The 21,238-nt window shown below is 46.2% G+C and carries 25 protein-coding genes and 1 tRNA gene; 16 read left to right on the top strand and 10 right to left on the bottom strand.

Going from position 1 to position 21,238, the window contains the following annotated elements:
* Window positions 1–12: 12 nt before the first annotated feature.
* Window positions 13–348, bottom strand: coding sequence for a winged helix-turn-helix domain-containing protein (locus tag JFQ59_RS04940; protein WP_230972312.1), 336 nt, complete (start codon window positions 346–348; stop codon window positions 13–15).
* A gap of 611 nt (window positions 349–959) precedes the next feature.
* Between JFQ59_RS04940 and thsB the strand changes: the two genes are divergently transcribed.
* Genes thsB through metG form a run of 3 tightly spaced genes read left to right on the top strand, consistent with a single transcriptional unit; the run spans window position 960 to window position 5,962 of the window.
* Window positions 960–2,591 carry a thermosome subunit beta gene (gene thsB / locus JFQ59_RS04935; RefSeq protein WP_202319303.1) on the top strand — a complete coding sequence of 544 codons (1,632 nt, stop codon included), beginning with the start codon at window positions 960–962 and terminating at the stop codon, window positions 2,589–2,591.
* Between the two features lie 45 nt (window positions 2,592–2,636).
* A complete protein-coding gene (locus JFQ59_RS04930; RefSeq protein WP_202319302.1) occupies window positions 2,637–3,953 on the top strand; it encodes a PAS domain S-box protein in 1,317 nt (438 codons plus the stop codon).
* A gap of 35 nt (window positions 3,954–3,988) precedes the next feature.
* Window positions 3,989–5,962 carry a methionine--tRNA ligase gene (gene metG / locus JFQ59_RS04925; RefSeq protein WP_202319301.1) on the top strand — a complete coding sequence of 658 codons (1,974 nt, stop codon included), beginning with the start codon at window positions 3,989–3,991 and terminating at the stop codon, window positions 5,960–5,962.
* Here metG and JFQ59_RS04920 read toward each other — a convergent pair whose 3' ends face one another.
* Together JFQ59_RS04920 and JFQ59_RS04915 are read right to left on the bottom strand one after the other, a co-directional pair.
* Window positions 5,963–6,304: a CGGC domain-containing protein gene (locus JFQ59_RS04920; RefSeq protein ID WP_202319300.1), complete on the bottom strand. Its 342-nt coding sequence runs from the start codon at window positions 6,302–6,304 to the stop codon at window positions 5,963–5,965.
* Window positions 6,305–6,337: 33 nt separating this feature from the next.
* Complete coding sequence (locus tag JFQ59_RS04915) at window positions 6,338–7,159, bottom strand: DNA integrity scanning protein DisA nucleotide-binding domain protein (protein ID WP_230972311.1); 822 nt, start codon at window positions 7,157–7,159, stop codon at window positions 6,338–6,340.
* Window positions 7,160–7,227: 68 nt separating this feature from the next.
* Between JFQ59_RS04915 and JFQ59_RS04910 the strand changes: the two genes are divergently transcribed.
* The 5 genes from JFQ59_RS04910 (at window position 7,228) to JFQ59_RS04890 (ending at window position 10,992) form a co-directional block, all read left to right on the top strand.
* Window positions 7,228–8,049: a universal stress protein gene (locus JFQ59_RS04910; protein WP_202319298.1), complete on the top strand. Its 822-nt coding sequence runs from the start codon at window positions 7,228–7,230 to the stop codon at window positions 8,047–8,049.
* Between the two features lies 1 nt (window position 8,050).
* On the top strand, window positions 8,051–8,548 hold the full coding sequence (locus JFQ59_RS04905) for a 3-isopropylmalate dehydratase small subunit (protein ID WP_202319297.1): 498 nt from the start codon (window positions 8,051–8,053) through the stop codon (window positions 8,546–8,548).
* Between the two features lie 82 nt (window positions 8,549–8,630).
* Window positions 8,631–9,521: a (Fe-S)-binding protein gene (locus JFQ59_RS04900; protein ID WP_202319296.1), complete on the top strand. Its 891-nt coding sequence runs from the start codon at window positions 8,631–8,633 to the stop codon at window positions 9,519–9,521.
* Window positions 9,518–9,889 carry an LUD domain-containing protein gene (locus JFQ59_RS04895; RefSeq protein WP_202319295.1) on the top strand — a complete coding sequence of 124 codons (372 nt, stop codon included), beginning with the start codon at window positions 9,518–9,520 and terminating at the stop codon, window positions 9,887–9,889. Before JFQ59_RS04900 ends, JFQ59_RS04895 begins: the two co-directional genes overlap by 4 nt.
* Entirely contained in the window at window positions 9,886–10,992 is a 1,107-nt protein-coding gene (locus tag JFQ59_RS04890) for a LutB/LldF family L-lactate oxidation iron-sulfur protein (protein WP_202319294.1), read from the top strand. The genes JFQ59_RS04895 and JFQ59_RS04890 overlap by 4 nt, the downstream gene beginning before the upstream one ends.
* A 175-nt stretch (window positions 10,993–11,167) precedes the next feature.
* On the opposite strand, the gene JFQ59_RS04885 is transcribed toward JFQ59_RS04890, so the two are convergent.
* Window positions 11,168–11,264 (bottom strand) — tRNA-Tyr (locus JFQ59_RS04885).
* Window positions 11,265–11,375: 111 nt separating this feature from the next.
* On the opposite strand from JFQ59_RS04885, the gene JFQ59_RS04880 reads away from it, so the two are divergent.
* Complete coding sequence (locus JFQ59_RS04880; protein ID WP_202319293.1) at window positions 11,376–12,632, top strand: 3-isopropylmalate dehydratase large subunit; 1,257 nt, start codon at window positions 11,376–11,378, stop codon at window positions 12,630–12,632.
* A gap of 3 nt (window positions 12,633–12,635) precedes the next feature.
* On the opposite strand, the gene JFQ59_RS04875 is transcribed toward JFQ59_RS04880, so the two are convergent.
* Complete coding sequence (locus JFQ59_RS04875; protein WP_202319292.1) at window positions 12,636–12,965, bottom strand: hypothetical protein; 330 nt, start codon at window positions 12,963–12,965, stop codon at window positions 12,636–12,638.
* A 38-nt stretch (window positions 12,966–13,003) separates the two neighbouring features.
* Here JFQ59_RS04875 and hjc point away from each other — a divergent pair, with 38 nt between their 5' ends.
* From hjc to JFQ59_RS04860, 3 genes are read left to right on the top strand one after another with little or no spacing between them, the layout of a single operon-like run.
* The gene (gene hjc / locus JFQ59_RS04870) at window positions 13,004–13,414 is read left to right on the top strand and encodes a Holliday junction resolvase Hjc (protein WP_202319291.1); all 411 of its coding nucleotides are present in this window, start codon (window positions 13,004–13,006) and stop codon (window positions 13,412–13,414) included.
* Window positions 13,415–13,440: 26 nt separating this feature from the next.
* Window positions 13,441–14,013, top strand: coding sequence for an HVO_0476 family zinc finger protein (locus JFQ59_RS04865; RefSeq protein ID WP_202319290.1), 573 nt, complete (start codon window positions 13,441–13,443; stop codon window positions 14,011–14,013).
* Complete coding sequence (locus JFQ59_RS04860; RefSeq protein ID WP_202319289.1) at window positions 14,000–14,962, top strand: nucleotidyltransferase domain-containing protein; 963 nt, start codon at window positions 14,000–14,002, stop codon at window positions 14,960–14,962. The genes JFQ59_RS04865 and JFQ59_RS04860 overlap by 14 nt, the downstream gene beginning before the upstream one ends.
* Here the strand turns inward: JFQ59_RS04860 and JFQ59_RS04855 are convergent.
* On the bottom strand, window positions 14,922–15,689 hold the full coding sequence (locus JFQ59_RS04855) for an ROK family protein (protein ID WP_202319288.1): 768 nt from the start codon (window positions 15,687–15,689) through the stop codon (window positions 14,922–14,924). The genes JFQ59_RS04860 and JFQ59_RS04855 overlap by 41 nt on opposite strands.
* Before the next feature lie 42 nt (window positions 15,690–15,731).
* Here JFQ59_RS04855 and JFQ59_RS04850 point away from each other — a divergent pair, with 42 nt between their 5' ends.
* Complete coding sequence (locus JFQ59_RS04850) at window positions 15,732–16,340, top strand: TIGR00296 family protein (protein ID WP_202319287.1); 609 nt, start codon at window positions 15,732–15,734, stop codon at window positions 16,338–16,340.
* Here JFQ59_RS04850 and JFQ59_RS04845 read toward each other — a convergent pair.
* Window positions 16,337–17,278: a tetratricopeptide repeat protein gene (locus JFQ59_RS04845; protein WP_230972310.1), complete on the bottom strand. Its 942-nt coding sequence runs from the start codon at window positions 17,276–17,278 to the stop codon at window positions 16,337–16,339. The two genes, JFQ59_RS04850 and JFQ59_RS04845, sit on opposite strands and share 4 nt — an antisense overlap.
* Window positions 17,279–17,391: 113 nt before the next feature.
* Between JFQ59_RS04845 and JFQ59_RS04840 the strand changes: the two genes are divergently transcribed.
* Genes JFQ59_RS04840 through JFQ59_RS04830 form a run of 3 tightly spaced genes read left to right on the top strand, consistent with a single transcriptional unit; the run spans window position 17,392 to window position 19,387 of the window.
* Window positions 17,392–17,802 (top strand): translation initiation factor IF-2 subunit beta, encoded by a 411-nt coding sequence (locus JFQ59_RS04840; RefSeq protein WP_202319285.1) that lies wholly within the window; start codon window positions 17,392–17,394, stop codon window positions 17,800–17,802.
* Window positions 17,802–18,095: a DUF424 domain-containing protein gene (locus JFQ59_RS04835; RefSeq protein WP_230972309.1), complete on the top strand. Its 294-nt coding sequence runs from the start codon at window positions 17,802–17,804 to the stop codon at window positions 18,093–18,095. The genes JFQ59_RS04840 and JFQ59_RS04835 overlap by 1 nt, the downstream gene beginning before the upstream one ends.
* Window positions 18,092–19,387: an RsmB/NOP family class I SAM-dependent RNA methyltransferase gene (locus JFQ59_RS04830; RefSeq protein WP_330999843.1), complete on the top strand. Its 1,296-nt coding sequence runs from the start codon at window positions 18,092–18,094 to the stop codon at window positions 19,385–19,387. Before JFQ59_RS04835 ends, JFQ59_RS04830 begins: the two co-directional genes overlap by 4 nt.
* Here the strand turns inward: JFQ59_RS04830 and cobS are convergent.
* Genes cobS through JFQ59_RS04815 form a run of 3 tightly spaced genes read right to left on the bottom strand, consistent with a single transcriptional unit; the run spans window position 19,361 to window position 21,203 of the window.
* Entirely contained in the window at window positions 19,361–20,041 is a 681-nt protein-coding gene (gene cobS, locus JFQ59_RS04825) for an adenosylcobinamide-GDP ribazoletransferase (RefSeq protein ID WP_202319283.1), read from the bottom strand. The two genes, JFQ59_RS04830 and cobS, sit on opposite strands and share 27 nt — an antisense overlap.
* Window positions 20,041–20,697, bottom strand: coding sequence for a protein-L-isoaspartate O-methyltransferase (locus JFQ59_RS04820; protein WP_202319282.1), 657 nt, complete (start codon window positions 20,695–20,697; stop codon window positions 20,041–20,043). Before JFQ59_RS04820 ends, cobS begins: the two co-directional genes overlap by 1 nt.
* The gene (locus JFQ59_RS04815; RefSeq protein ID WP_202319281.1) at window positions 20,655–21,203 is read right to left on the bottom strand and encodes a TIGR00454 family protein; all 549 of its coding nucleotides are present in this window, start codon (window positions 21,201–21,203) and stop codon (window positions 20,655–20,657) included. The genes JFQ59_RS04820 and JFQ59_RS04815 overlap by 43 nt, the downstream gene beginning before the upstream one ends.
* Between the last annotated feature and the right edge of the window lie 35 nt (window positions 21,204–21,238).

Below are 21,238 nucleotides of genomic sequence, written 5' to 3'. Positions count from 1 at the left end.
ATAAACCATAATTCACCTCCACTCCACATTTTCAAGATAAGCTTTTCCTCTTGGCGTTAGTGCATAACACTTCTTGCCATTCTCATCGAAAGATTCGACAAACAAAGCTTGCTCAAGTAAATCCAAATGCATCTTGGCTTGAGTATCGCTGAGTCTGAACATCTCTTTTATCTCACCAAAAGTCCTTTTGCTACCGATTCCGATAAATTTTAGGATCTCTCTTCTTATCTTGTTCTGCAGAGCGATCAAACCTATTTTGTGATCTTCCGTTGGATCTCTCAGCTTCCCTTCCTTTTTAATCTTTTCGAGCCACTCCTGCTTTCTCTTCAGCAGTTCGCTCTTGTCCATAGTTAAATTTAGGTTAATCGAAATATTAATATTTCGGAACTTTATCTTATTTGATATTACCAGTGATCGATATCTTAACTAAATAAATAATCAAAAATATAACAAAATACAACAAATAAAACAAGGCCGTGACCACATAACTTCTTCAACCATTTTCAACATGGATTTTGTTCTTGCTTATGCTGTAACCTCGTTCCTTTAGTATTTTCTGGAGAACTATTGCATTGCACATGTATTCCTCCTAGGCGTCTTTAATAGCTTCTATTTCTTCTTCTGATAATTCTTTTTTAGGTCTCCCCGGCCTTCTTAGTTCGGGAATTTCTCCAGCTTCTTTGTATTGCCTGTAATCGTTTACTCTTCTTGGTGTTATGTTTTCAATCTCTGCTATTGTTCTGGTTGGTGTTCCCTTCTCTTTCTTCCTTATCCATTTTATCGCTTCCTGTCGTTAACACTCCTATGCTGAGCGTAAGTGATCGCATCTCGTCGAGTTTCACATATGGGTTTGTTGAAGTTGGGAGATAATTTCGGGAAAAGACAGGTCATCTTACTGAGCGAAAAGTTTATATAGAAGTCCCAATCCACCAATATCTGCAAATAAGGAGGTGATGTAAATGGCAACGTTACAGGGTCAACCTGTGTTGATATTGAGAGAGGGAACTCAGAGGACGATTGGTAGAGATGCTCAGAGGATGAATATTATGGCCGCAAGAGTGATTTCAGAGGCTGTGAGGAGTACTCTCGGGCCAAAAGGAATGGATAAGATGCTTGTCGATAGCCTCGGAGATGTGGTCATAACCAATGACGGTGTCACGATTTTGAAGGAAATTGATGTGGAGCATCCGGCGGCCAAAATGATAATAGAGGTTGCAAAGACCCAGGACAACGAGGTTGGAGATGGTACCACAACGGCGGTAGTTCTGGCTGGAGAGCTGCTGAAAAGGGCTGAGGAGTTGCTTGATCAGGATATCCATCCTGCAATAATCGCAAATGGTTACAGGCTTGCAGCAGAAAAAGCTCTTCAAATCTTGAGTGAGGTGGCAATCCCGATCAGCAGGGATGACGACGATGTTCTGAGGAAGATTGCCTCAACCGCAATGACGGGCAAGGGTGCAGAGGTTGCACTGGAGAAACTTGCAGACATTGCGGTTAGAGCGGTTAAAATGATTGCAGAGGAGAAGGACGGTAAGGTGGAGGTCAACACTGACTTCATCAAGATCGAAAAGAGGCAGGGTGGAAGTATTGAGGAGACCGAACTTGTTGACGGCATCGTTCTTGATAAAGAGGTTGTGCACCCCGGAATGCCCAAGAAAATAGAAAACGCAAAAATCCTGCTCCTTGACTCAGCCCTTGAGGTTAAGGAGACTGAAATAGATGCAAAGATAAGAATTACCGACCCGGAGAAGCTCCAGAAGTTCATTGAGCAGGAAGAGGCGATGCTCAAGGAGATGGTGGACAAGATCGTCAACGCCGGTGCGAACGTGCTGTTCTGCCAGAAGGGTATTGATGACCTTGCCCAGTACTATCTGGCGAAGGCAGGAGTTCTCGCAGTGAGAAGAGTTAAGAAGAGCGACATGGAGAAACTTTCAAAGGCAACCGGAGCAAAGATTCTGACAGACCTCAGAGATATAAGCGGTGAAGACCTCGGAGAGGCGGCAGTGGTCGAGGAGAGAAAGGTTGGCGATGAGAAGATGGTTTTCGTAACTGGCTGCAAGAACCCGAAGGCCGTAACAATACTCGTCAGGGGAGGAACCGAACACGTGGTTGAGGAGATCGCAAGAGGGCTTGAAGATGCTGTCAGAGTTGTGGCCTGCGCCGTAGAGGATGGTAAGGTCGTTGTTGGCGCAGGGGCTCCTGAAATCGAAGTCAGCCTGAAGCTCAGGGAGTGGGCGCCGTCCCTCGGTGGAAGGGAGCAGCTTGCAGTTGAGGCATTCGCCACAGCCCTTGAGATCATTCCAAGAACCCTTGCTGAAAACGCAGGAATTGACCCGATTGATGTCCTTGTCGAGCTGAAGTCCGCCCATGAAAACGGACAGACATACGCAGGAGTCGACGTTGAGAGTGGAAAAGTTGTTGACATGAAGGAAAAAGGTGTCTTTGAGCCTCTCAGAGTCAAGACACAGGCCATAGGGTCAGCCACAGAAGTGGCGGTAATGATCCTGAGAATCGACGACGTTATAGCAGCAAAAGGTCTCGAGAAGGAAAAGGGCAAGGGCAGTGATATGCCCGAAATGCCTGAATTCTAATTTTTTTTGAAAAATTTTTAAAAACCTGTAAGTGAACTCTTTTACGTGATCGAGTTCAGGGATCTTGTGGACAAGGCTCTGGTGGCCGTGTATGTTCATGACAGGAATTTCAATGTAATTTACGTAAATGACATAGTAGAGAAGGCCACAAAATACAGTAAAAAGGAACTCTACAGCATGAAAATCGTCGATCTTGCCTATGAAGAGGATTTGCCAAAGGTGGTTGGTGCGTCAAGGAAAGCCATAAAAGGTGAAGAAGCTTTTTATGAAGCCAGGTATGTGAGAAAAGATGGCAAGGTCAGGTGGGTTCTCGGATTTGCAAGACCAATAAAAATCGGTGATGAGAACCTTGTCCTCGGAAACTGGATAGACATCACAAAAATGAAAAAGCTTGAGAACAGGCTGAAAGAGAGCGAGGAGTTTTACAGAGCTCTGATAGAAGAGTCTCTCTCTGCAGTTTATATCATCCAGAACGAAAAGTTTGTTTACGTTAACAAGGCTCTGGAAGAGCTAACAGGATATACCAAAGAGGAGCTTCTGGGAAAAAATCCGTTCTCCATCATCCATCCGGCAGATCGGGATACGGTCTACACCAGATTCCTTGAGAGGGTTACGGGCAAAAGGAGGCTGGAAACATACAGCTGGAGAATAGTTACTAAAGATGGGAAGGTCAAGTGGATTACAGCCAGACCAAATCGAATCATGTACAAGGGGCTTCCTGCCGTTGCTGCAACAGTTGTTGAGACAACTGAGATTCACAGTTTAAACGAGAAGCTCAGTAAAAGGGAGGAGTATCTGAAGCTCCTCAATAAAACACTCAGACATGATATAGCAAATGCGTTGACGTATGTGAGAGCAGTTCTTGAAGTCACCGGGGATGACCTCTCTCAAAAGGCTATAAGGAGCATTGACTTTATCACCAAAATGATAAGAGAGATGGCAAATCTCGAGAAGGCGGCTGGAGAGCTGTTTCCAACAAGAATGGACTTAATTGCGAAGGAGGTGGCGGAGAACTTTGACGTGGCATATAATGGTGAGGAGGTTCTGGTTCTGGCAAATGAGGGGTTGAGGACCATTGTGTTCAATCTCGTTCAGAATGCTGTTCAGCATTCAGGGGGAAGCGTTGAAGTTGAGGTGGAGAGGGACGGGAGCTGGGGGATTCTGAGGGTCAGGGACGATGGTAGGGGGATTCCCGACGAAATCAAAGCGAAGATATTTGATGAGGGGTTCTCAACATCAGGGTCTGGAGTGGGACTCTTCATAACCAAAAAGCTGATTGAATTTTATGATGGGTTTATTACAGTCTATGACAATACTCCCAGTGGTACGGTGTTCGAGGTCAGGTTGAAAACCGCTGATTAAAAAACGTTATTTACCCCTCCGTTTCTTTCCACTCCATGAAGCTCGTAACCTGTGGACTCCCTTACGCTAACGGTAAGGCACATATCGGTCATCTCCGAACCTACGTTCCGGCGGATGTTTATGTTAGATACCTCAGAATGGCTGGAGAAGACGTCGTTTTCGTATGCGGAAGCGACTGTCATGGTACACCGATAGTTGTCAACGCCGAACAGCAGGGTCTTAGTCCAAGAGAGTTGATAGACATTTACCACAATCATTTTATAAAAATCTTTGATGCACTGGACATAAAATTTGACTATTACGGCAGGACTGACGCAGAATATCACCACAGAAGGACGGCCGAAATCGTCAGCAGACTGATTGACAAGGGCTATATTTACCCAAAAGAGATAATGCTCGCCTACTGTCCCAAATGCAAGAGATTTCTTCCTGACAGATACGTTGAGGGAATCTGTCCACACTGCGGCGCAGTGGCAAGGGGTGATGAGTGCGATCAGGGATGTGGAAGGCATCTGGAGCCAGGGGAAATAAAAGAGCCGAGGTGCAAGATCTGTGGTTCAAAGGCTGAGTTCAGAAGCCAGAAGCACTATTTCTTCAAGCTTACTGAATTCAGGGACTTTCTTGAGGACTATCTGTCCAGTTTAAAGGGAACAGAAAACGCACTGAACTACGCCAGAAACTGGGTAAAAAATTTGAGGGACTGGTGCATAACCCGGAACCTGGAATGGGGTGTGAGGTTTCCGAAAGAGGAGGGGCTCGTGGTTTACGTCTGGGTTGATGCCCCAATCGGATACATAAGTTTCACCGAAAAAGCCTGTGAAAAAAAGGACTGTGACTGGAGAAAGATCTGGATCGATGGAGAGGGAGAAATAATACACTTCATAGGTCTGGATATCGTCTATCATCACTGCATATTCTGGCCTGCAATGCTGAAAGGTGCAGATTACACACTGCCATCCGCCATCGTGGCGAGCGGGATGGTAAAGGTCGAGGGCAAGACCTTCTCCAAATCAAGGGGTTACGTTGTGTGGGTTGAAGAGGACTACCTCAAATCCAACCTCAGTCCGGACTATCTGAGATACTACATCGTCAACTACACCTCTCATCAGAAAGACCTGAACTTCTCATGGGATGTGTTCAGGGAGAAGGTCAACAATGAGATTATCGCAACCCTCGGGAACTTCCTCTACAGGGTTTTGCTCTTTGCCTGGAAGAACTTTGGCGAGGTAAATATGGAAGGTGTGGATGAAGAGGTCATTGAAAAAATCAAAGAGACGGAGAAGAAGATTTTAACAGCGCTGGAAGAATGGGAATTCAAGATCGCAAGCGACGCATTCATGGAACTCGCAACTTATGGAAACGTTTACTTCCAGAGTGCAAAGCCCTGGGAGCTTATCAAAACCGACAGAGAGGCTGCAAGGAAAGCCGTTGCATCATGTCTGCAGCTTGCCAAGGCCCTCATCATTTTCGCCTATCCAGTTATGCCAAGAAGCATGGAAAAGATGGCCAGAGCGATGAGTTTGGACATCGAGCACTGCAGGCTAAGCGATGCCTACTCGGTTGATTCGGTTATGAAGCTGGACAAACCGGAAGTTCCCTTTACAAAGATTGAGGATGATGTTATCGAGAGGCTTCAGAAAATCATGGAAAAAAGGTTCATGGGAGAAAAAGAAAAGGAAGAGAAGGAAGAGGTTACCATTGAAGATTTCCAGAAGCTCGATATCAGAATCGGAAAAGTTCTGAAAGCTGAAAAAATCAAAAAGAGTAAAAAACTGATTAAGCTTATAGTGGACATTGGAGACGAGCAGAGACAGATCGTTTCAGGAATTGCTGAAGACTACAAACCTGAAGAGCTCGAAGGCAAGCTTGTGGTCGTACTCGCCAACCTCAGACCTGCAAAGTTCATGGGAGTTGAGAGCAAGGGCATGATACTGGCAGCCGAGAAAGATGGAAGAGCAATACTGTTAACTCCCGAGAAGGATGTGGATCCGGGAACGAGGGTTTGCTGACTACTTGTACTGGTGAGTTCCCATCCTTACAGGGATTCCTGTGTTCTCCTCAATTATTTTTGCCCATTCCTCAGCACTTCTGTAAGGGCATCCCGGATCACGCAGCATGCAGGAACTCATGTATATCTCTTCAGGAGTTATCCCGGATAGTTTCATCGTCATCCCAATGTTGGGTATCAGCGTGTTTCCCGGACACTCGCATCTCACAAACCCGACAACCCTGACCGGCTCTTCAAACTTTCCTTCACCCAGTGCTGCCGCTTTCAAGCACCTCCATTCGCCAGGGCAGCCATACGTGGTGTCCATGTAACTCCCGCATCCAACTATAAAAACATCCTTCATGCTTTTATGCACCCGCAGCACCTTAAAAATTTTTCAGAAAAGCAGCGACGGTATGTGTATTACCTCCACGCCATCCTTGTAAACGGTGATGTCTCCTCCGGTCTCCGAAACAACAACCGCAATGGCTTCAGTCTCTTTTGTGATCGATGCACAGGCTATATGTCTACCGCCAAGCCCGCGCCTGATCTTCGCAACCAGATCTCTGGCTGAAGCCTCGATATAGCGGCCACACGAGATTATGATGCCCTTTTCATCCAACACAAAAACACCGTCTATCTGAGCAAACTCCATCACACTCTCCCAGTTTTCAGGGTTTTTGATATCTCTGTCAGCTTCCCTGTGCCCTTCGTACGGGTTTATAATAAGCTGGCTGGATCTGCTCATAACCTCCTCCACATCCCCGATAACGAACGCTGTCCCTATCTTCCTCCCTTCTCTCCCCTTATGGGCAATATTGATGGCAACGGTAAGCACCGCCCGAAGGGCCTCGGGATCAATCCTTTCAACACATTCCTCCACTGCTTTTAAAAAAGCACTCTTTTCCGACTCGAAAATTGTGATCCCTTTCAGCATTTCAGTGTCGATGACAACAACCGCCCTGTCAATCTCAAATCCCTTGAGATACATATAGGACGATATGTACTCCTTCGTCCGGTATATCTGCGAAAACTTTTCAGCGATTATCTTCTCGGTGCTTTCCTCAAAGTAATGAATCATGCTGTCTAGAAGGGTCGCAAACTTTTTGGGCGCCTGAATGACTTCCAGACCGTGAATATAACCATCAAAATCTGCCTTACTGACTACGGCTATCGTTTCAATTCCGTTTTCCCGTGCTATAATCTCAGCACTTCTCATTAATGTGGTTAACATGACACACTAAAAATGTATGAAACAGTTTTAAACTTAACGCCCACAAAATTTACATGCTCGAAAAAATGTTGTACCCAACAGACCTTTCCGAAAGCTGCCTCAGAATTCTGAACCATATCGATGACTTTAAAGAAATTGGGGTCAAAGAAATAGGAATACTATTTGTGGTGAACACCACAAAGCTCAGCGATGTCAGCGGGGGTATAGATATTGACCACTACATTGAAGAGGAAACAAAAAAAGGAGAGGAAAAAACCAGAGCTATTGCTGAAAAAATCGAAAATGCCGGGATAAAAACAAAAATTATTGAGCCTTTTCCGATCGGTGATCCTGTGGCCGAAATCCTGAACAACTCGAAGGAATATGACTTTATAGTCCTGAACTCAAGGGGAACGAGCACGTTCAAAAAAATACTGCTCGGTAGTGTTTCGGAAGGTGTTGTGAGAGAGTCTAAGAAGCCCGTTTACATTTTCAAATTTCACGATGACTGCCCGATAGCTAGAAAGCTCTTCAGCAAGGTGCTCGTTGCATACGATTTTTCAAAAAGTTCAGAAAGGGCTCTTGACTACGCCAAAATGGTAGTCAGCAAAACAGGAGGAGAGCTGCACGTTTTGCATGTTTCAGAACCTGAAGACAGAGCAGAGGATATGAAAAGAATTGAGGAGGTCGTTAAGGGGTACAATGCAAACGTATATGTCGAGGCGGGAGTTCCACACAAGGTAATACTGGCCATGATCAAAAAGGTTGGGATAACAACAGTTTTCATGGGATCCAGAGGTAGAGGTGTGCTGCAATCCCTGCTTCTCGGAAGCACTTCAGATACAGTTATAAGACACTCACCGGTTCCCGTCTTTGTTGTCAAAGAGGGTGGTTAAGATGAAGGTAAGGGGAAGATGCTGGAAGTTCGGAGACGATATTTCCACCGATCACATCACACCGGGAAGATACTATCACCTGAGAAGTAACATGCCCGAACTGGCAAAGCACATAATGGAGGATGCCGATCCAGATTTTGCAAATAAGTTCAAACCGGGTGACTTCATAGTTGCTGGCGAGAACTTCGGAATGGGGAGCAGCAGGGAACACGCACCGCTGGCTCTAAAAATTGCAGGGGTTTCTGCTGTTATAGCCAAATCCTTTGCGAGAATATTCTACAGAAATGCAATAAACATCGGTCTTCCACTGCTTATTGCAGATACGAGTGGAATTGACAGCGGAGATGAGCTCGAAGTCGATCTGAGTGAGGGAAGGATAACAGACCTGACCAAGAAACTTGAGATCAGGGCCAAACCTCTGCCAGAGGTCATGCTGAAAATCCTGAACGAGGGGGGTCTCGTTGCCTATGTTAAAAAATATGGTGATATAAAAATTTAATTATTTTTTCTGCTTTAAAGTTTCTTCAACATGTACTATCGCATTCAAAAAGTATATGTTAAATGATGTTGGAAGTGGATAAATGATCAGACCGGAATACATGGCCGGGACTCTTTCAAAAAACTTAAGGAAAACAGGGGACCCCCTAGGAATCGGGAAGGAGAAGATTAACACCTGGTGGAAAGAGTGCGAAATCAGGAAAAAAGGCGAGTGGTTTCTGTTTACTGGGATGCTCTATCAGCTCACACCATATATAGAAGCTTCCGTGAGATTTTTAGAAATGATCGAAAACTCAAAATTTCAGAAGCCTCTGTTTTTCTCAAAATGTTCACCGCTCCTGAATCTGATTACGCCAAGAAAAGCAAAAAGAGAGGCCAAAACCATTCTCCAAAACATCCATTCTCTCCTTATGAAGTCGGGTGTGGATGTTTTCTACTCCCCGTATCTTGACTTTTACAGCGGAGCCCTGCTCTACGACCTCGGTTGTGACAGGGTGTTTGAGGATCATGCAAAATTCGTTTGCAAAAACCTCAAATCAGCGGGAATCGAAAGGATCGTTACTCCAGACCCCCATACAACCTACACGCTAAAGATCCTGTATCCAAGATACACGGGAGTGGAGTTTGAGGTCAAAAGTTACATTGAACTGCTGAAAGACGTTGAGGGCGAGAGCGGAGAGTATGTAATTCACGACCCCTGCTATTACGGCAGATATCTCGAGCTGTCTGACAATGTGAGAAATATTCTAAACGCCGCTGGTGTTGATTACCGGGAGACAAGTTGCTCAAAAAATATGACGAACTGCTGTGGAGGTCCAATTGAATCACTATCTCCAAAAATTTCTAAAGAAATTGCGAGATTAAGAGTTGAGAAGCTTGGAAATTCGAAAATAATTACATTATGTCCAATATGTCTTGCCAATCTGAGAAGGTGTGGCGGGAATGCTGTTGATTTTTCAATGGTGGTGAAATGAAGATCATCGAATCGCTGAAGAGAAATGGAGTTGAAGTGGTGGTTACTGCAGAGGCGGGAGAGGTGATCGGAAAGTTTGAGGGTGCCCATATCAGCATAGCGCTGAGTGCAGATGAGAAGACGGGAGTAATCTTCTTTGGGGGTTTCGAGGAAAGGATAAAGGCTGGCCTAGCAGAGCACCACGTTGTGGTACTGAAGGAGGAGGACGTGAAGAACGGTATTGTTTCTGCTTACAGGCATGCTGTCAGCAAATCTGATGTCGTTTTTGCCTCAAGCAGCGCTTCAAAGACTGCTGACATTGAAGGGAAGACAGTCTCCGGTGTCCACGGGCCGCAAAAGTTTACTGTGATAGTGGAGGTTAGGAAATGAACATCTACGACGCCCTTCAAAAAAGGTCAATCAGAGATGGAATATTGAGGTCCCTTGGGAACCTGAGCGGTGCTGTCAAGAAGAACATCCAGAACCACCCATATTTACTGAACTTCGCCGAGGATGTCAGGAGAGCGAAGCTTGAAGTGGCTGAAAACTACGATTTCTGGATTGATAAAGCCATATCGGTGCTGGAATCGCAGGGAGCGTGGGTCTATTACGCAAATGATGCTAGAGAAGCGAGGAAGATTGCTGGCAGGATTGTGGGAAAAGAAAAGGTGGTTGTAAAGGCGAAGTCTATGGTTTCCGAGGAAATCCATCTGCGAGAATATCTCGAAAAGCTTGGCAACGAAGTGTGGGAAACAGACCTGGGAGAGCTGATAGTTCAGCTCGCAAATGATAGGCCCATGCATATGATCATTCCTGCTCTGCACTACTCTGAGGATGATGTTAGGCTCATTCTCAGGAAAATAGGGATTGAGGGGAAAAATGCCAAGGAGATGACAGAGAATGTAAGAAAGTTCATGAGAGAAAAGTTTTTGAAAGCTGATGTCGGAATGTCTGGCTGCAATGCCCTCTCAGCAAAAACCGGAAGAATATTTCTGATAGAAAACGAGGGGAATATACGGTTGTCCACATCCCTCACGAAGACATATCTCGTATTCACTGGCATAGAGAAAATTCTGCCCTCGGACGAACTTTGCCTAAAGTCCGTATTCGTTCAGGCGGCATTTTTCGGTACCTTTCCCCCGGCATACCTCAATGTCAACAAGAAGGTCAAAGATCAGGAAATGCACGTGATATTCCTCGACAATGGAAGGAAAAGCACCCGGTTTAAAGAACAGCTCCTGTGTATCAGATGTGGAAGATGCCAGCTTGAGTGCCCCGTTTTCCAGCTCGCAGGCAACATCTGGGGAGGTGATGTTTACGGTGGTCCGATGGGTATTATATGGAGTGCGATAACTGAAGGTATAACAGAAAACTGCTTCCTATCCACCCTCTGCGGAAAGTGCAGGGAAGTCTGTCCGATGAAAATTGACATGCCACGAATGATAAGGGAGATGAGGGGGCTGATTCTGAGCAGATATAGAGCTGAAATATAACGGATCATGCGTGGATTTCTAAATCAGGATTGCTACAGGCCATGGATACGTCTTATCCCGCCCAGTGATTTTTGCCTTGTCAGTCTGAAGAACGCCTCAAAACCAGCATGGTGCTGAGATTCCAACGACAAAAAATATGGAAATTAGGAAACAGGACCCAAAGTGGGTGTAGGAGTCCCGCCTCCCGGATTTGAACCGGGGACCATGGGATCTCCGCTTGCCAGCGGAGTGGCAAACTACAGTCCCACGCTCTACCTCTGAGCTAAGGCGGGTACAATTCCTACTAAGCCAATTTGCTTAAAAGCATTACGCTGCAATCAAATGGGTCGGCCTATATTTGACGAGGCAGCAATATTTTTAACCCAACCCACCTGCCTTTCAGCATGGCTCAGACTCTGGTTGAGAAGATATTCTCGAGGGCAAGTGGAAAAGATGTGAGAGCAGGGGATTTCGTATTTGCCAATATCGACCTCGCAATGATTCACGATATTACAGCTCCTCTTGCAATTAAGGCATTCAAAGAAATTTCTGGTGATGGGGCAAGGGTTTGGGATTCTGGCAGGGTGATAATGGCCTTTGACCATCAGGTACCCGCTGACAGTGTTCAGGCAGCCGAAAACCACAGGATGTTGAGAAAATTTGCAGAAGAGCAGGGTATACTCAACTATGATGTCAGGGGTGGCATCGCCCACCAGATTATGGTGGAAAACCACGTTGAACCCGGAATGCTTGTTGTTGGGGCAGATAGCCACACGTGCATGTACGGTGCACTGGGAGCATTTGCGACTGGGATCGGCTCTACTGACATGGGATGCGTGCTTGCTCTTGGTAAGCTCTGGTTTAAGGTTCCTGAATCCATCAGATTCAACATAAGCGGAAAGCTTGATAAATTCGTTTATGGCAAGGATGTCGTTCTGAAGTTAATCGGAATGGTTGGAGCAGATGGGGCAAATTACAAAGCCTGCATATACTCCGGTGAGGTTGTTGAGAAGCTTGGCATGGCGGACAGGCTGACCATGTGCAATATGGCCATAGAGATGGGAGGCAAGGCGGGAATCGTGGAGCCCGACGACGTCACTCTGAACTACATCAAATCAATGGGAAGAGAATTTGATGGGGAACTTCTGACAAGTGATGAGGATGCCGAATTTCACAGTATCGAACTGGACGTTACAGGCATGGAGCCACAGATAGCTGTGCCGCACAGGGTGGACAATGTTGCTGACATTTCAGAAGTGAAGGGAACAAAGGTCGACCAGGTTTTCATCGGCTCCTGCACAAACGGCAGGTATGAGGACCTGAAGATCGCTGCAGAATTGCTGAAGGGTGAAGAGGTTGCAAAAAACGTAAGACTGATCGTCATACCGGCAAGCAAAAGGGAATACATCAGAGCCCTGAAAGACGGGCTTCTGGATGTATTCGTGGAGGCCGGTGCTCTGGTTGAAGCTCCATGTTGTGGACCGTGTATGGGAGGTAGCTTTGGACTCATTGCAGGTGGGGAGGTGAGCGTATCCACATCCAACAGGAATTTCATAGGAAGACAGGGGAGCCCTGAAGGCAAAATCTACCTCGTAAATCCTGCAGTTGCTGCAGCAACGGCAATTTACGGAGAAATAACTGACCCCAGAGAAATAAAATAAAGGTCAGAAGACCATTGGGACGTATCCTTCGTCAATCAGCTTGTTTACGAGATCACCAATGTACTCAAGCCGTGCGAAATCGAGTTTATCCGAATACCCTTTTGCGTCGGCGATGAACTTGCAGGCAAGGGGCTTGTATTCTCCCAGACTATTTACAACCAGGTTCCTGAACTCCTCATCCTCTGCAAGCATGTCTTCAGAAGGTCCAAAGAAAATGATCTCAACACTCTCGGCCCAGTTGAATTTGATTGTGTTTGCAGCGAAAAGCAGTCCGGCAACGGCCTTCTCTTTCGCTTCCTTCCCGCTTGCAATTATAACGAGCAGCTTCGCCATACGTAAAGTTAATAAATAATTTAAAAATTTTTTGTTAAATGAAAAATAAGGGAACGAGGTTTGAGAGGGATCTGATCGCACAGTTGTGGAAGGAAGGATTTGCAGCCATAAGAGTCGCAGGAAGCGGAGTGTCTCCCTTTCCATGCCCTGACATCGTGGCGGGAAACGGAAAGCTCTTTCTGGCAATAGAAGTTAAAATGAGGTCCAACCTGCCCCTGTACCTCTCCGAAGACGAGATCAGGCAGCTCGAGATGTTTTCAGAGAGTTTTGGTGCAAAACCCTATATAGCTCTAAAGCTCCCAAGAAAGAAGTGGAAGTTTTTCACAATCCAGATGCTTGAAAAGACGGAAAAAAGCTTCAAGGTTGATGAGGAGCTTTACCATCACGGACTCGACATCGAAGAAGTTGCTGAAAGGACAATTCAGAAGAGACTTGGTGAGAAAGTTTAACTTCACTGGCGATGTAGGGTGGGAGGATGAGGGAATACATTTACTGCGACACATGCAAGGAGGAAACACTCCACGAACTCGTGAGAGCTGAAAGGAACCTTTACAGATGCACGGAGTGCGGAAGCTACACCACATACACTCCAAGAAAAGAAATCGAGCTTAGAGCCATAATCAGTTCTGGCCCCGAATCCGTAAGAGGGACGGTCAGGGTTCGCAAGGGAGACAGGATTGAAAAGGGAGAGGAATACATAGTCGATACTGACAGGGGACACAAAATCGGAGAAATTACCTCAATTGAACTTAAAAACGGTCAGAGGGTGGAAAGCAGCGATGTGGAGAAAATTGAAACGCTGTGGTTGAGAGATGTTGGAGAGGTTGAACTCAGAATGAGTCTGCATAAGAGGAGTGTCACCACACCCTTCAAGATGGTGGTGGATGGTGAGGCGGAGTTTGAAGTCGGGGAGACACTGGTGGTGAATGGTAGAAGATACAGAATACACAGGATAAAGCTGATTAACGGCGGTGTTTTGAGGAAAGAAGGTAGCAGGGCGAGGGCAAGAGATATAAGGAGGGTCTACGCCAAGTATGAGGGCAGGTAAACCGATAAGACTGAGGGATTTTCTCAGGGTGGGTGACTGGTTTTTCTCAGTTATCGGGTACAGAAATGACCCTGAGGTAAAATGTTTTCTGAGGTATGTCCCGGATGAGAGCGGGGACAGGATTCTGGACGGGAGAAGGTACAGAAAGCTTACCCACGACGAGGCCATCGGGATGGGCAAGTACGTCAAAAATGGTATTTTCTACGTCCCGCACCGGGACATAGATGAAGTTTACAAACCTGAGGAGAGGTTGGGTTTTGCGGAGAGGGCCGCGGAGATTAGAAAGATAGTTGATTTTTTTGAGGGAATTCCTGAAAGTAAAATGGGAGTCACAGGATCAAGGTTGATTGGACTGGAGGGTGAAGATTCCGATGTTGATTTCGTCGTCTACGGGAAGTGGTGGTTTGAGGCAAGGGAAAAACTGAAAAAGGGTATCGAGACGGGCAGAGTTCAGGAGCCGGACAGCGACACGTGGGACTTCATATACAGGAAAAGGAAAATCTCGATGCCCTACGAGGTTTTCCTTGCCCATGAGCGCAGGAAGTACCACAGGGCGTTTATTGGCAGCACGTACTTCGATCTTCTATATGTCAGGGATTACGGCGAGATAGACAGAGATGTGCCGGAAGATATGGGTGTGAAGGCTGGTAAGTGGGTTGTAGAAGCCGAGCTAACCGATGATTCCCTGATCTTCGACTATCCAGGGTATTATCCGGTCGCACATGACAGGATAAGGGCTGTGCTCTGCTTCACCCACACTTTCGTGGGTCAGGCCTTTAAGGGAGAGAGGATACTCGCCGCTGGCGATATTGAAGTGATAAATGGGGATTACTATCTGGTTGTTGGAACAAAAAGGGAAGTTCAGGACGAGTTCATCGTCTCACTTGATCTGCTCGAAAAAGAAGGTCTCATGGATGAGTTTGAAGTATGGTATCGCGGGCAAGCATAGCCGCACCCTTTGCAACTGCATGATCGTCCTTTATGGTGTGCACCTCCACCTCTATTACATCCGGCAGCCATTCTTTGATGCGTTCCCGGAGAACCTTCTGGTCGAGTCTCCCTCCGATTCTTCCACCCACAGCGACAGCATCCGGATGCAGGAGCATTATGGCGTTGGCGATGGAAATGCAGAAGAACCTGAATCCCTCGCACTCGTAGATTTCTCCCGTATCCAGCATCATCTCCGCCCCCTTACCGTACTGGCTTAAGGCCCACCCCCCGAAGTAGGTTTCAAGATGTCCCGTCCCACCGCACTTGCATCTTCTGTTTCCGCCGACATGGGTGTGTCCTATCTCCCCCGCAGCCCCTCTACCGCGGTAGATCTTCCCGTCGGTTATTATTCCACCTCCAATTCCCGTGCCGACGGTTATGCCGAGTAGATTCCTGCAGTTAAGTATTCTTGATGCGTAGTATGCAAAGCAGTTAGCATCGTTGTCGATTACGGTGGGCTTTGGGAAGTCAGTTTCCGGGATCGCAGGAAGGTTGGGAGAATGTATGATTCTACCTTCCTCAAACCATGCGGCAATTCCAATTCCCACAGCCTCGACAGAGCTGAAGTCGATGATTTCGTGGATATCATGAAAATCGGAAGTTTTAATGGTTCTGAGCGTGAAGTTCTCGCCGTCCATTAAAGCTATGTCCGTGTTTGTCCCCCCGATGTCGATGCCAAGGATCATAGAACAGCAACAACGTTATTAATTTTAAAACCTACTACACCCATGGTCAAACTTCTAACGCTGGAGGATGGTGAGAAAGCTGTTAGACTTGCAAGGGAGGCTATTGAGGTTTACTTAGATGAGCGGAAAATGCTACAGAAAAGGCTTGATGGTGTTTTTGCCGAAAAAAGAGGAGTTTTCACAACCCTGACAAAGCACGGTGAGCTGAGAGGCTGCATAGGTTTCCCCTATCCTATAAAGAGGCTGGATGAGGCGATAATCGAATCCGCCATCGCTGCAGCGGTTGACGACCCCAGATTTGATCCTGTAAGGCTGAGCGAGATGAATGAAATTGTTGTGGAGGTCACGGTCTTGACACCACCCGAAAAGATCGATGTCAAGCCCAAAGATCTGCCCAGGCATGTTGAAATTGGCAGGCACGGTTTGATCGTTAAAATGGGACCATTTTCAGGATTGCTCCTCCCTCAGGTTGCTGTTGAGTACAGCATGGATCCCGAGGAGTTTCTGAGCGAAACCTGCATGAAAGCCGGTCTACCACCTGACTGCTGGTTGACAGGAGCAGAAGTTTACCGCTTTGAGGGGCAGATCTTCAAGGAAGTGGAACCGGGAGGAAAAATCGAAGAAGTAGATATAAAAAGTTGCAGCGTTTAACTCGCAATACTCTCCCATCTTGATTGTATGTCTCTGAACTTCTCTCTTGACAGCTTGTAGTACTCCTCCGCCTTTACGTACTCCTTCATTTCCCTGTAAAGATCGCCCAGATGCTTGTAGGCGGTAGCCACGAACTGGGAAAAGTCCGGATCGATTTTTTCCAGTTCTTTGAATATGCCAAGTGCTTCAAGAAGCATCTTTTCCGAATCGTGATACCTACCAAGCTTCTTTCTAAACATGGCGAAGTTGCTCAACAGTATGGCAAGATTGAGTTTGAAAGACTCTTTTGCTTCGGCAAGCCCTCTGTAGATGCCCTCCGCTTCAGAATAACACTTTTCCGCTTCATCAAAATTTCCCAGTTTCACGTATATTTCCGATGCTGTTGAGAGCGTTTCCGCCAGTGCCTCTTTGTCCTCTAACTTTCTTCTTATTTCAAGCGCCTCCTCTACCTTTACCTTCCCCTCATTGTACTTGCCCATGTCGTAATAGAGAGTTGCAAGGTCATTTTCCACTGCTGCCAGCAGCTCTTCATCTCCAAGCTCCTCACACATTTTTTCCGCCTCGAGATACATTCGCTCCGCATTCTCCTTCATATCCATCATTATAAGTGCCCTCGCCGCATTTCTCATTAGCATCGGAGTGATGCTCTTCATTCCGAGTTCAACGCTCAGCTTTATCGCATTAACTGACGAAACGACGCAAGAGACAAGTGACTGCTTATCATTCCTCTCCAAAGCGTCCTGCGAAGCGTATGCAAAGTGAAGAATCAGCATGATCTTCTTCCAGAATCCATCAAGCTGTTTTATGGCTTCTGCATCTCTGAATGATTTTTCTATTGTGTCTCTCAAATCTTCCGGAGCGTTCTCCTTCACATATTCAAAAGCGTCAAAAATTTTGCCTTCCCGGATCAGCCTCTCAACTTCCCTCTCAATACCCATGCAAACACTGATTTTCAGCATTTAAAAGTTTTTTGAGGATTACGGTAAGGATTAATAGCTTCATTTGTTCGGAACCCGATAATTATATATCCATTCCACACCAACAAGTGGTGATGAGAAGCTATGAGGAACTCCTTGAAAGAGCATTGGAAAAACTGGCGGATAAGGATGTTGTAAGGAGAGAGAGGTTCGAGATACCGAGAGTCAGCATTGTTCGCGAGGGGGCGAGAACAACACTCAAGAACTTTTCGCAGATCGCAAAAGCCCTGAACAGAAGTGAAGAGCACCTTTACAAATACATGGTGAAGTCTCTTGGTACCGCCGGTTTTGTTGATAATGGTAGACTTGTTCTGAACGGAAAGTTTACGGAAAGCGAAATACAGAAGGAAATTGACGATTACGTAAGACTTTACGTTCTCTGCAAAGAATGCGGTGCCCCTGATACCGAGTTCGTCAAAGAAGAGAGGGTTCTGATGATTCGCTGCCTTGCTTGCGGAGCCAAACATCCCGTCAGGAATATCTGATGTTCAGAATGAAAGTTTACAGGATAAGGGGAGAAATGCTCGTGGCGGTTTGTGATGCTGACATAGTTGGTAAAGTCTTCAGAGAGGGAGATCTGAAACTGGAGGTCAAGGAGAGCTTTTACGGAACTGAAGAATTTGACGAAGAGGAAGTTAAAAGGGCTCTGAGAAATGCAACCATCGCCAACATAACGGGGAGCAGGGCTGTGGATCTGGCAATTAAAATTGGAATTATAGACAAAAATCGGGTTTTAAAAATAGCAGGATGCCCCCACGCCCAGATGGTAGTAATGTGATCCCAACTCAGGAGATTGCTGCCGACGTGCTGACCCTTGTTGAGGAACGCAGAATATCGATTAAAACAGCCGTTGCAAGGGTTGCCGGGAGATATGATTACAAAATTAGAGGAAGCGTCCACGCCTACAGTATTGAAACGCTGAGAAGGTTGAATGCTATAGATCACTTCCTCCGCAGAACGGTACCAAAATTTGACCTTCTCAATCCCTTCATCAAAAACCTTCTGAGGATAGCCGTTTATGAAATGAAGTACAAAGACGTTCATCCTGCACTGGCCACCGATTCGGCGGTTAGGATTGTGAAAAAACGGAATCCAAAACTGGTGGGGCTCGTGAATGGAGTTTTGAGGAATGTCGAGAAGCTGGAAATTGACGCCGAAAACGATATTGAAAGAATTTCTCTTAACTTCTTCCATCCAGAGTGGTTCGTGAAATACACCATAGAGCTTCTTGGAAAAGATGAAGCGTTGGAGTTAATCCGGGCCAATTTACGGCAACCGCCGGCATATATCAGGGTTAACGAGCTGAAGGGATCGATTGAAGGTGTGCTGAGATATCTTGAAAATCGTGGCGTAAGGCTTTCTCCCACATTTATGGATGAGGTATTCAGAGTTGAAAGCTATTCTGTCCATCCGGCATCGTTTGACTGGCATGCTGAGGGAAAATACGTGATTCAGGATCTGGCTTCTTGCTTCGTATCCCATGCTTTAAACCCCGAACCGGGGGATGTTGTGGTCGATCTTGCAGCCGCTCCGGGGATGAAGACAAGCCACATTGCAATGCTGATGGAAAACAGAGGGAGGATTATTGCCGTTGACAATTCTGAAGAACGGATAAAAAGGATGAAAAGTAAGATTAAACAGCTCGGTGTAAAAAATGTAGAAATAAAGCTTGGTGATGGATGCAGATTTAGTTTCATGGCTGATAAGGCTCTCGTGGATGCACCATGCTCCTCGACAGGAAGCTACGCATCACAGCCCAATGTTAAATGGAGTTTCGACTGGAGGAAGTTTGAGGGGACTGTTGCTGTTCAGAGGAAAATGCTGAAAAATGCTCTGAACGGTGCTGACGAGGTGGTTTACTCAACCTGCTCGATTATGTTTGAGGAAAACGAGGGAAACCTGAATGCTGTTGGGGCCAGGGTTGTCAAACTGGATTCACCCTTTTCCAGAGGTATAAAGGAATTTAGAGGCGAGGTTTTTAGGGACTGGAACAGAGTTGTGAGGTCGTTTCCGCACCTTCACAACAGTTCAGGATTCTTCATTTCAAAACTCAAGGGTGATGAGAGATAGGACAAATGTAATGCAGTTTGCTGCACCTATGACATCGCCGTTAATTCCACCAAATTTAGCCTCGGAATATCTCTTCAGCAGAAAAACAGCTACAAACGCAAAAAATAAAGCGTAAACCGACTTAATGCCGGTGAAGTACGAGAGAGCTATAAGTGGTATGGCTCCGGCAGCAACATCTCTCAAACTGGTGAACTCCATCATGTAAGATGCCATCCCCTCCCAGCTTGGTTTTGAGGCAAACATTATCAGAATCATTGAGTACTTCGCAACAACCTGTGAAAAAACGATTTCCACGAATTCGGCCCTTGCCAGAATGTGGAACAACAAAATGAAGTAAATGGCGAGCGTCACCACCCCTCCCGTACCGGTGTTGAGATCTTTTAAGGCTCCCATTTTTCTGCTTTCAGGAGCGAAGAGGGCGTCCCCAAAATCTGCCAGGCCATCTATGTGGTTGATCCCTTCAATCGCAACATAAAATGCCACAGCAAGAAATCGAATGTCTAATCCAGCATACCGATAGACAATTGCGGGAATTGCGGTTACAAGTCCGATTACTATCGCTGCATATGGGAACATCCACAGGTTTCTCCGAAGAACCTCAACATCGCCCCTAACCGGAATCGTTGTCAGGAAGGATAAGGCGTCTCCCAGCATCAGTATCTCACACTCTTGAATCCATACTCTCCTCGAAGTGGCACGAATCTAACGGATCCCCAGTTCTTCTTCCTTATGTTTCCTTTTTTATCCTTTTCGAGAATTATAAGCCATTGAGCGTGTTCACCAACCGGTATGACCATCCTTCCACCCGGCTTTAGTTGCTCTACCAGGGGTTGCGGAACATCCGGGGCAGATGCTGTGACGTAGATTTTATCGTATGGGGCTTCCGGAGGGTAACCTTTGCTGCCGTCTCCGACAACGACATAAACGTTGTCATAACCAAGTGCAGACAGATTGGCTTTCGCCATTTCTGCAAGCTCCGGAATGTACTCCACCGATATAACCCTGCCACTCTTACCAACAAGTTCGGCCACAACGGCAGCATGATAACCACAGCCAGTCCCAACCTCGAGCACCTTGTCCCCCTCCCTCAGATCAAGAAGTTCGCACATTATTGCAACCATGTGCGGGGCACTGATCGTCTGACCGAACCCAATGGGCAGAGGTGTATCGGAGTACGCCTCGATCTTATACCTTTCGGGAACGAAGATGTGTCTCGGCACATTTTTCATCGCATTGTAAACTCTCTGACTGAGGTTGAGCTCATACCTCAGCCTTTCTGCGAGCCTCTCCCTCCTTTCATCGTAGTCCATAACTCCTCAGCCCTCTTCACGTCTTCAACTGTGTTTATATTAACTATACTGTTTCTCCCGAGAATATATATCTCTTCTTCCTGTTCCTCGTCAATAAAAAAAGCATCAATTATGTTTATCCCAGCCGGACTGGAGTCCACATATACAGCCAGAGCCCTTTTAGGCGATTTAAGATAAGCCTCAACAATTTTTTCCGGAATTCCACGTTTTAAGTAAATCAGATCCGTGCAGGCAACTACAACTGGCTCACAAATTGACAGTTCTGTGCAGGCCTCTCTGTAGTCTTCAATGAAGCCTTTTCCCGATGCTCTGTAATAATCTATTCCAAAATCATCCAGATATTTCTCAGTCTGAGGGGTATTCGGAGAGGTTACAGCTACGATCTCAAAATTGTCAAACTCGTAAATTGCATGATCAACCAGCTTTTTACCGCATACTTCGAAAAGTGGCTTCTCTCCACTCCCAAGCCTCGTCCCTTTTCCGCCACACATCAGTAAAGCGTTCATGGTTTATTGTCTCCAAAAGTTTTATTAATTGTCCC

The organism is Archaeoglobus neptunius (assembly GCF_016757965.1).
Taxonomy (GTDB): Archaea; Halobacteriota; Archaeoglobi; order Archaeoglobales; family Archaeoglobaceae; genus Archaeoglobus; species Archaeoglobus neptunius.
The sequence above is the reverse complement of the archived record's forward strand: the minus strand, read 5'-3'. Positions and strand labels throughout refer to the sequence as shown.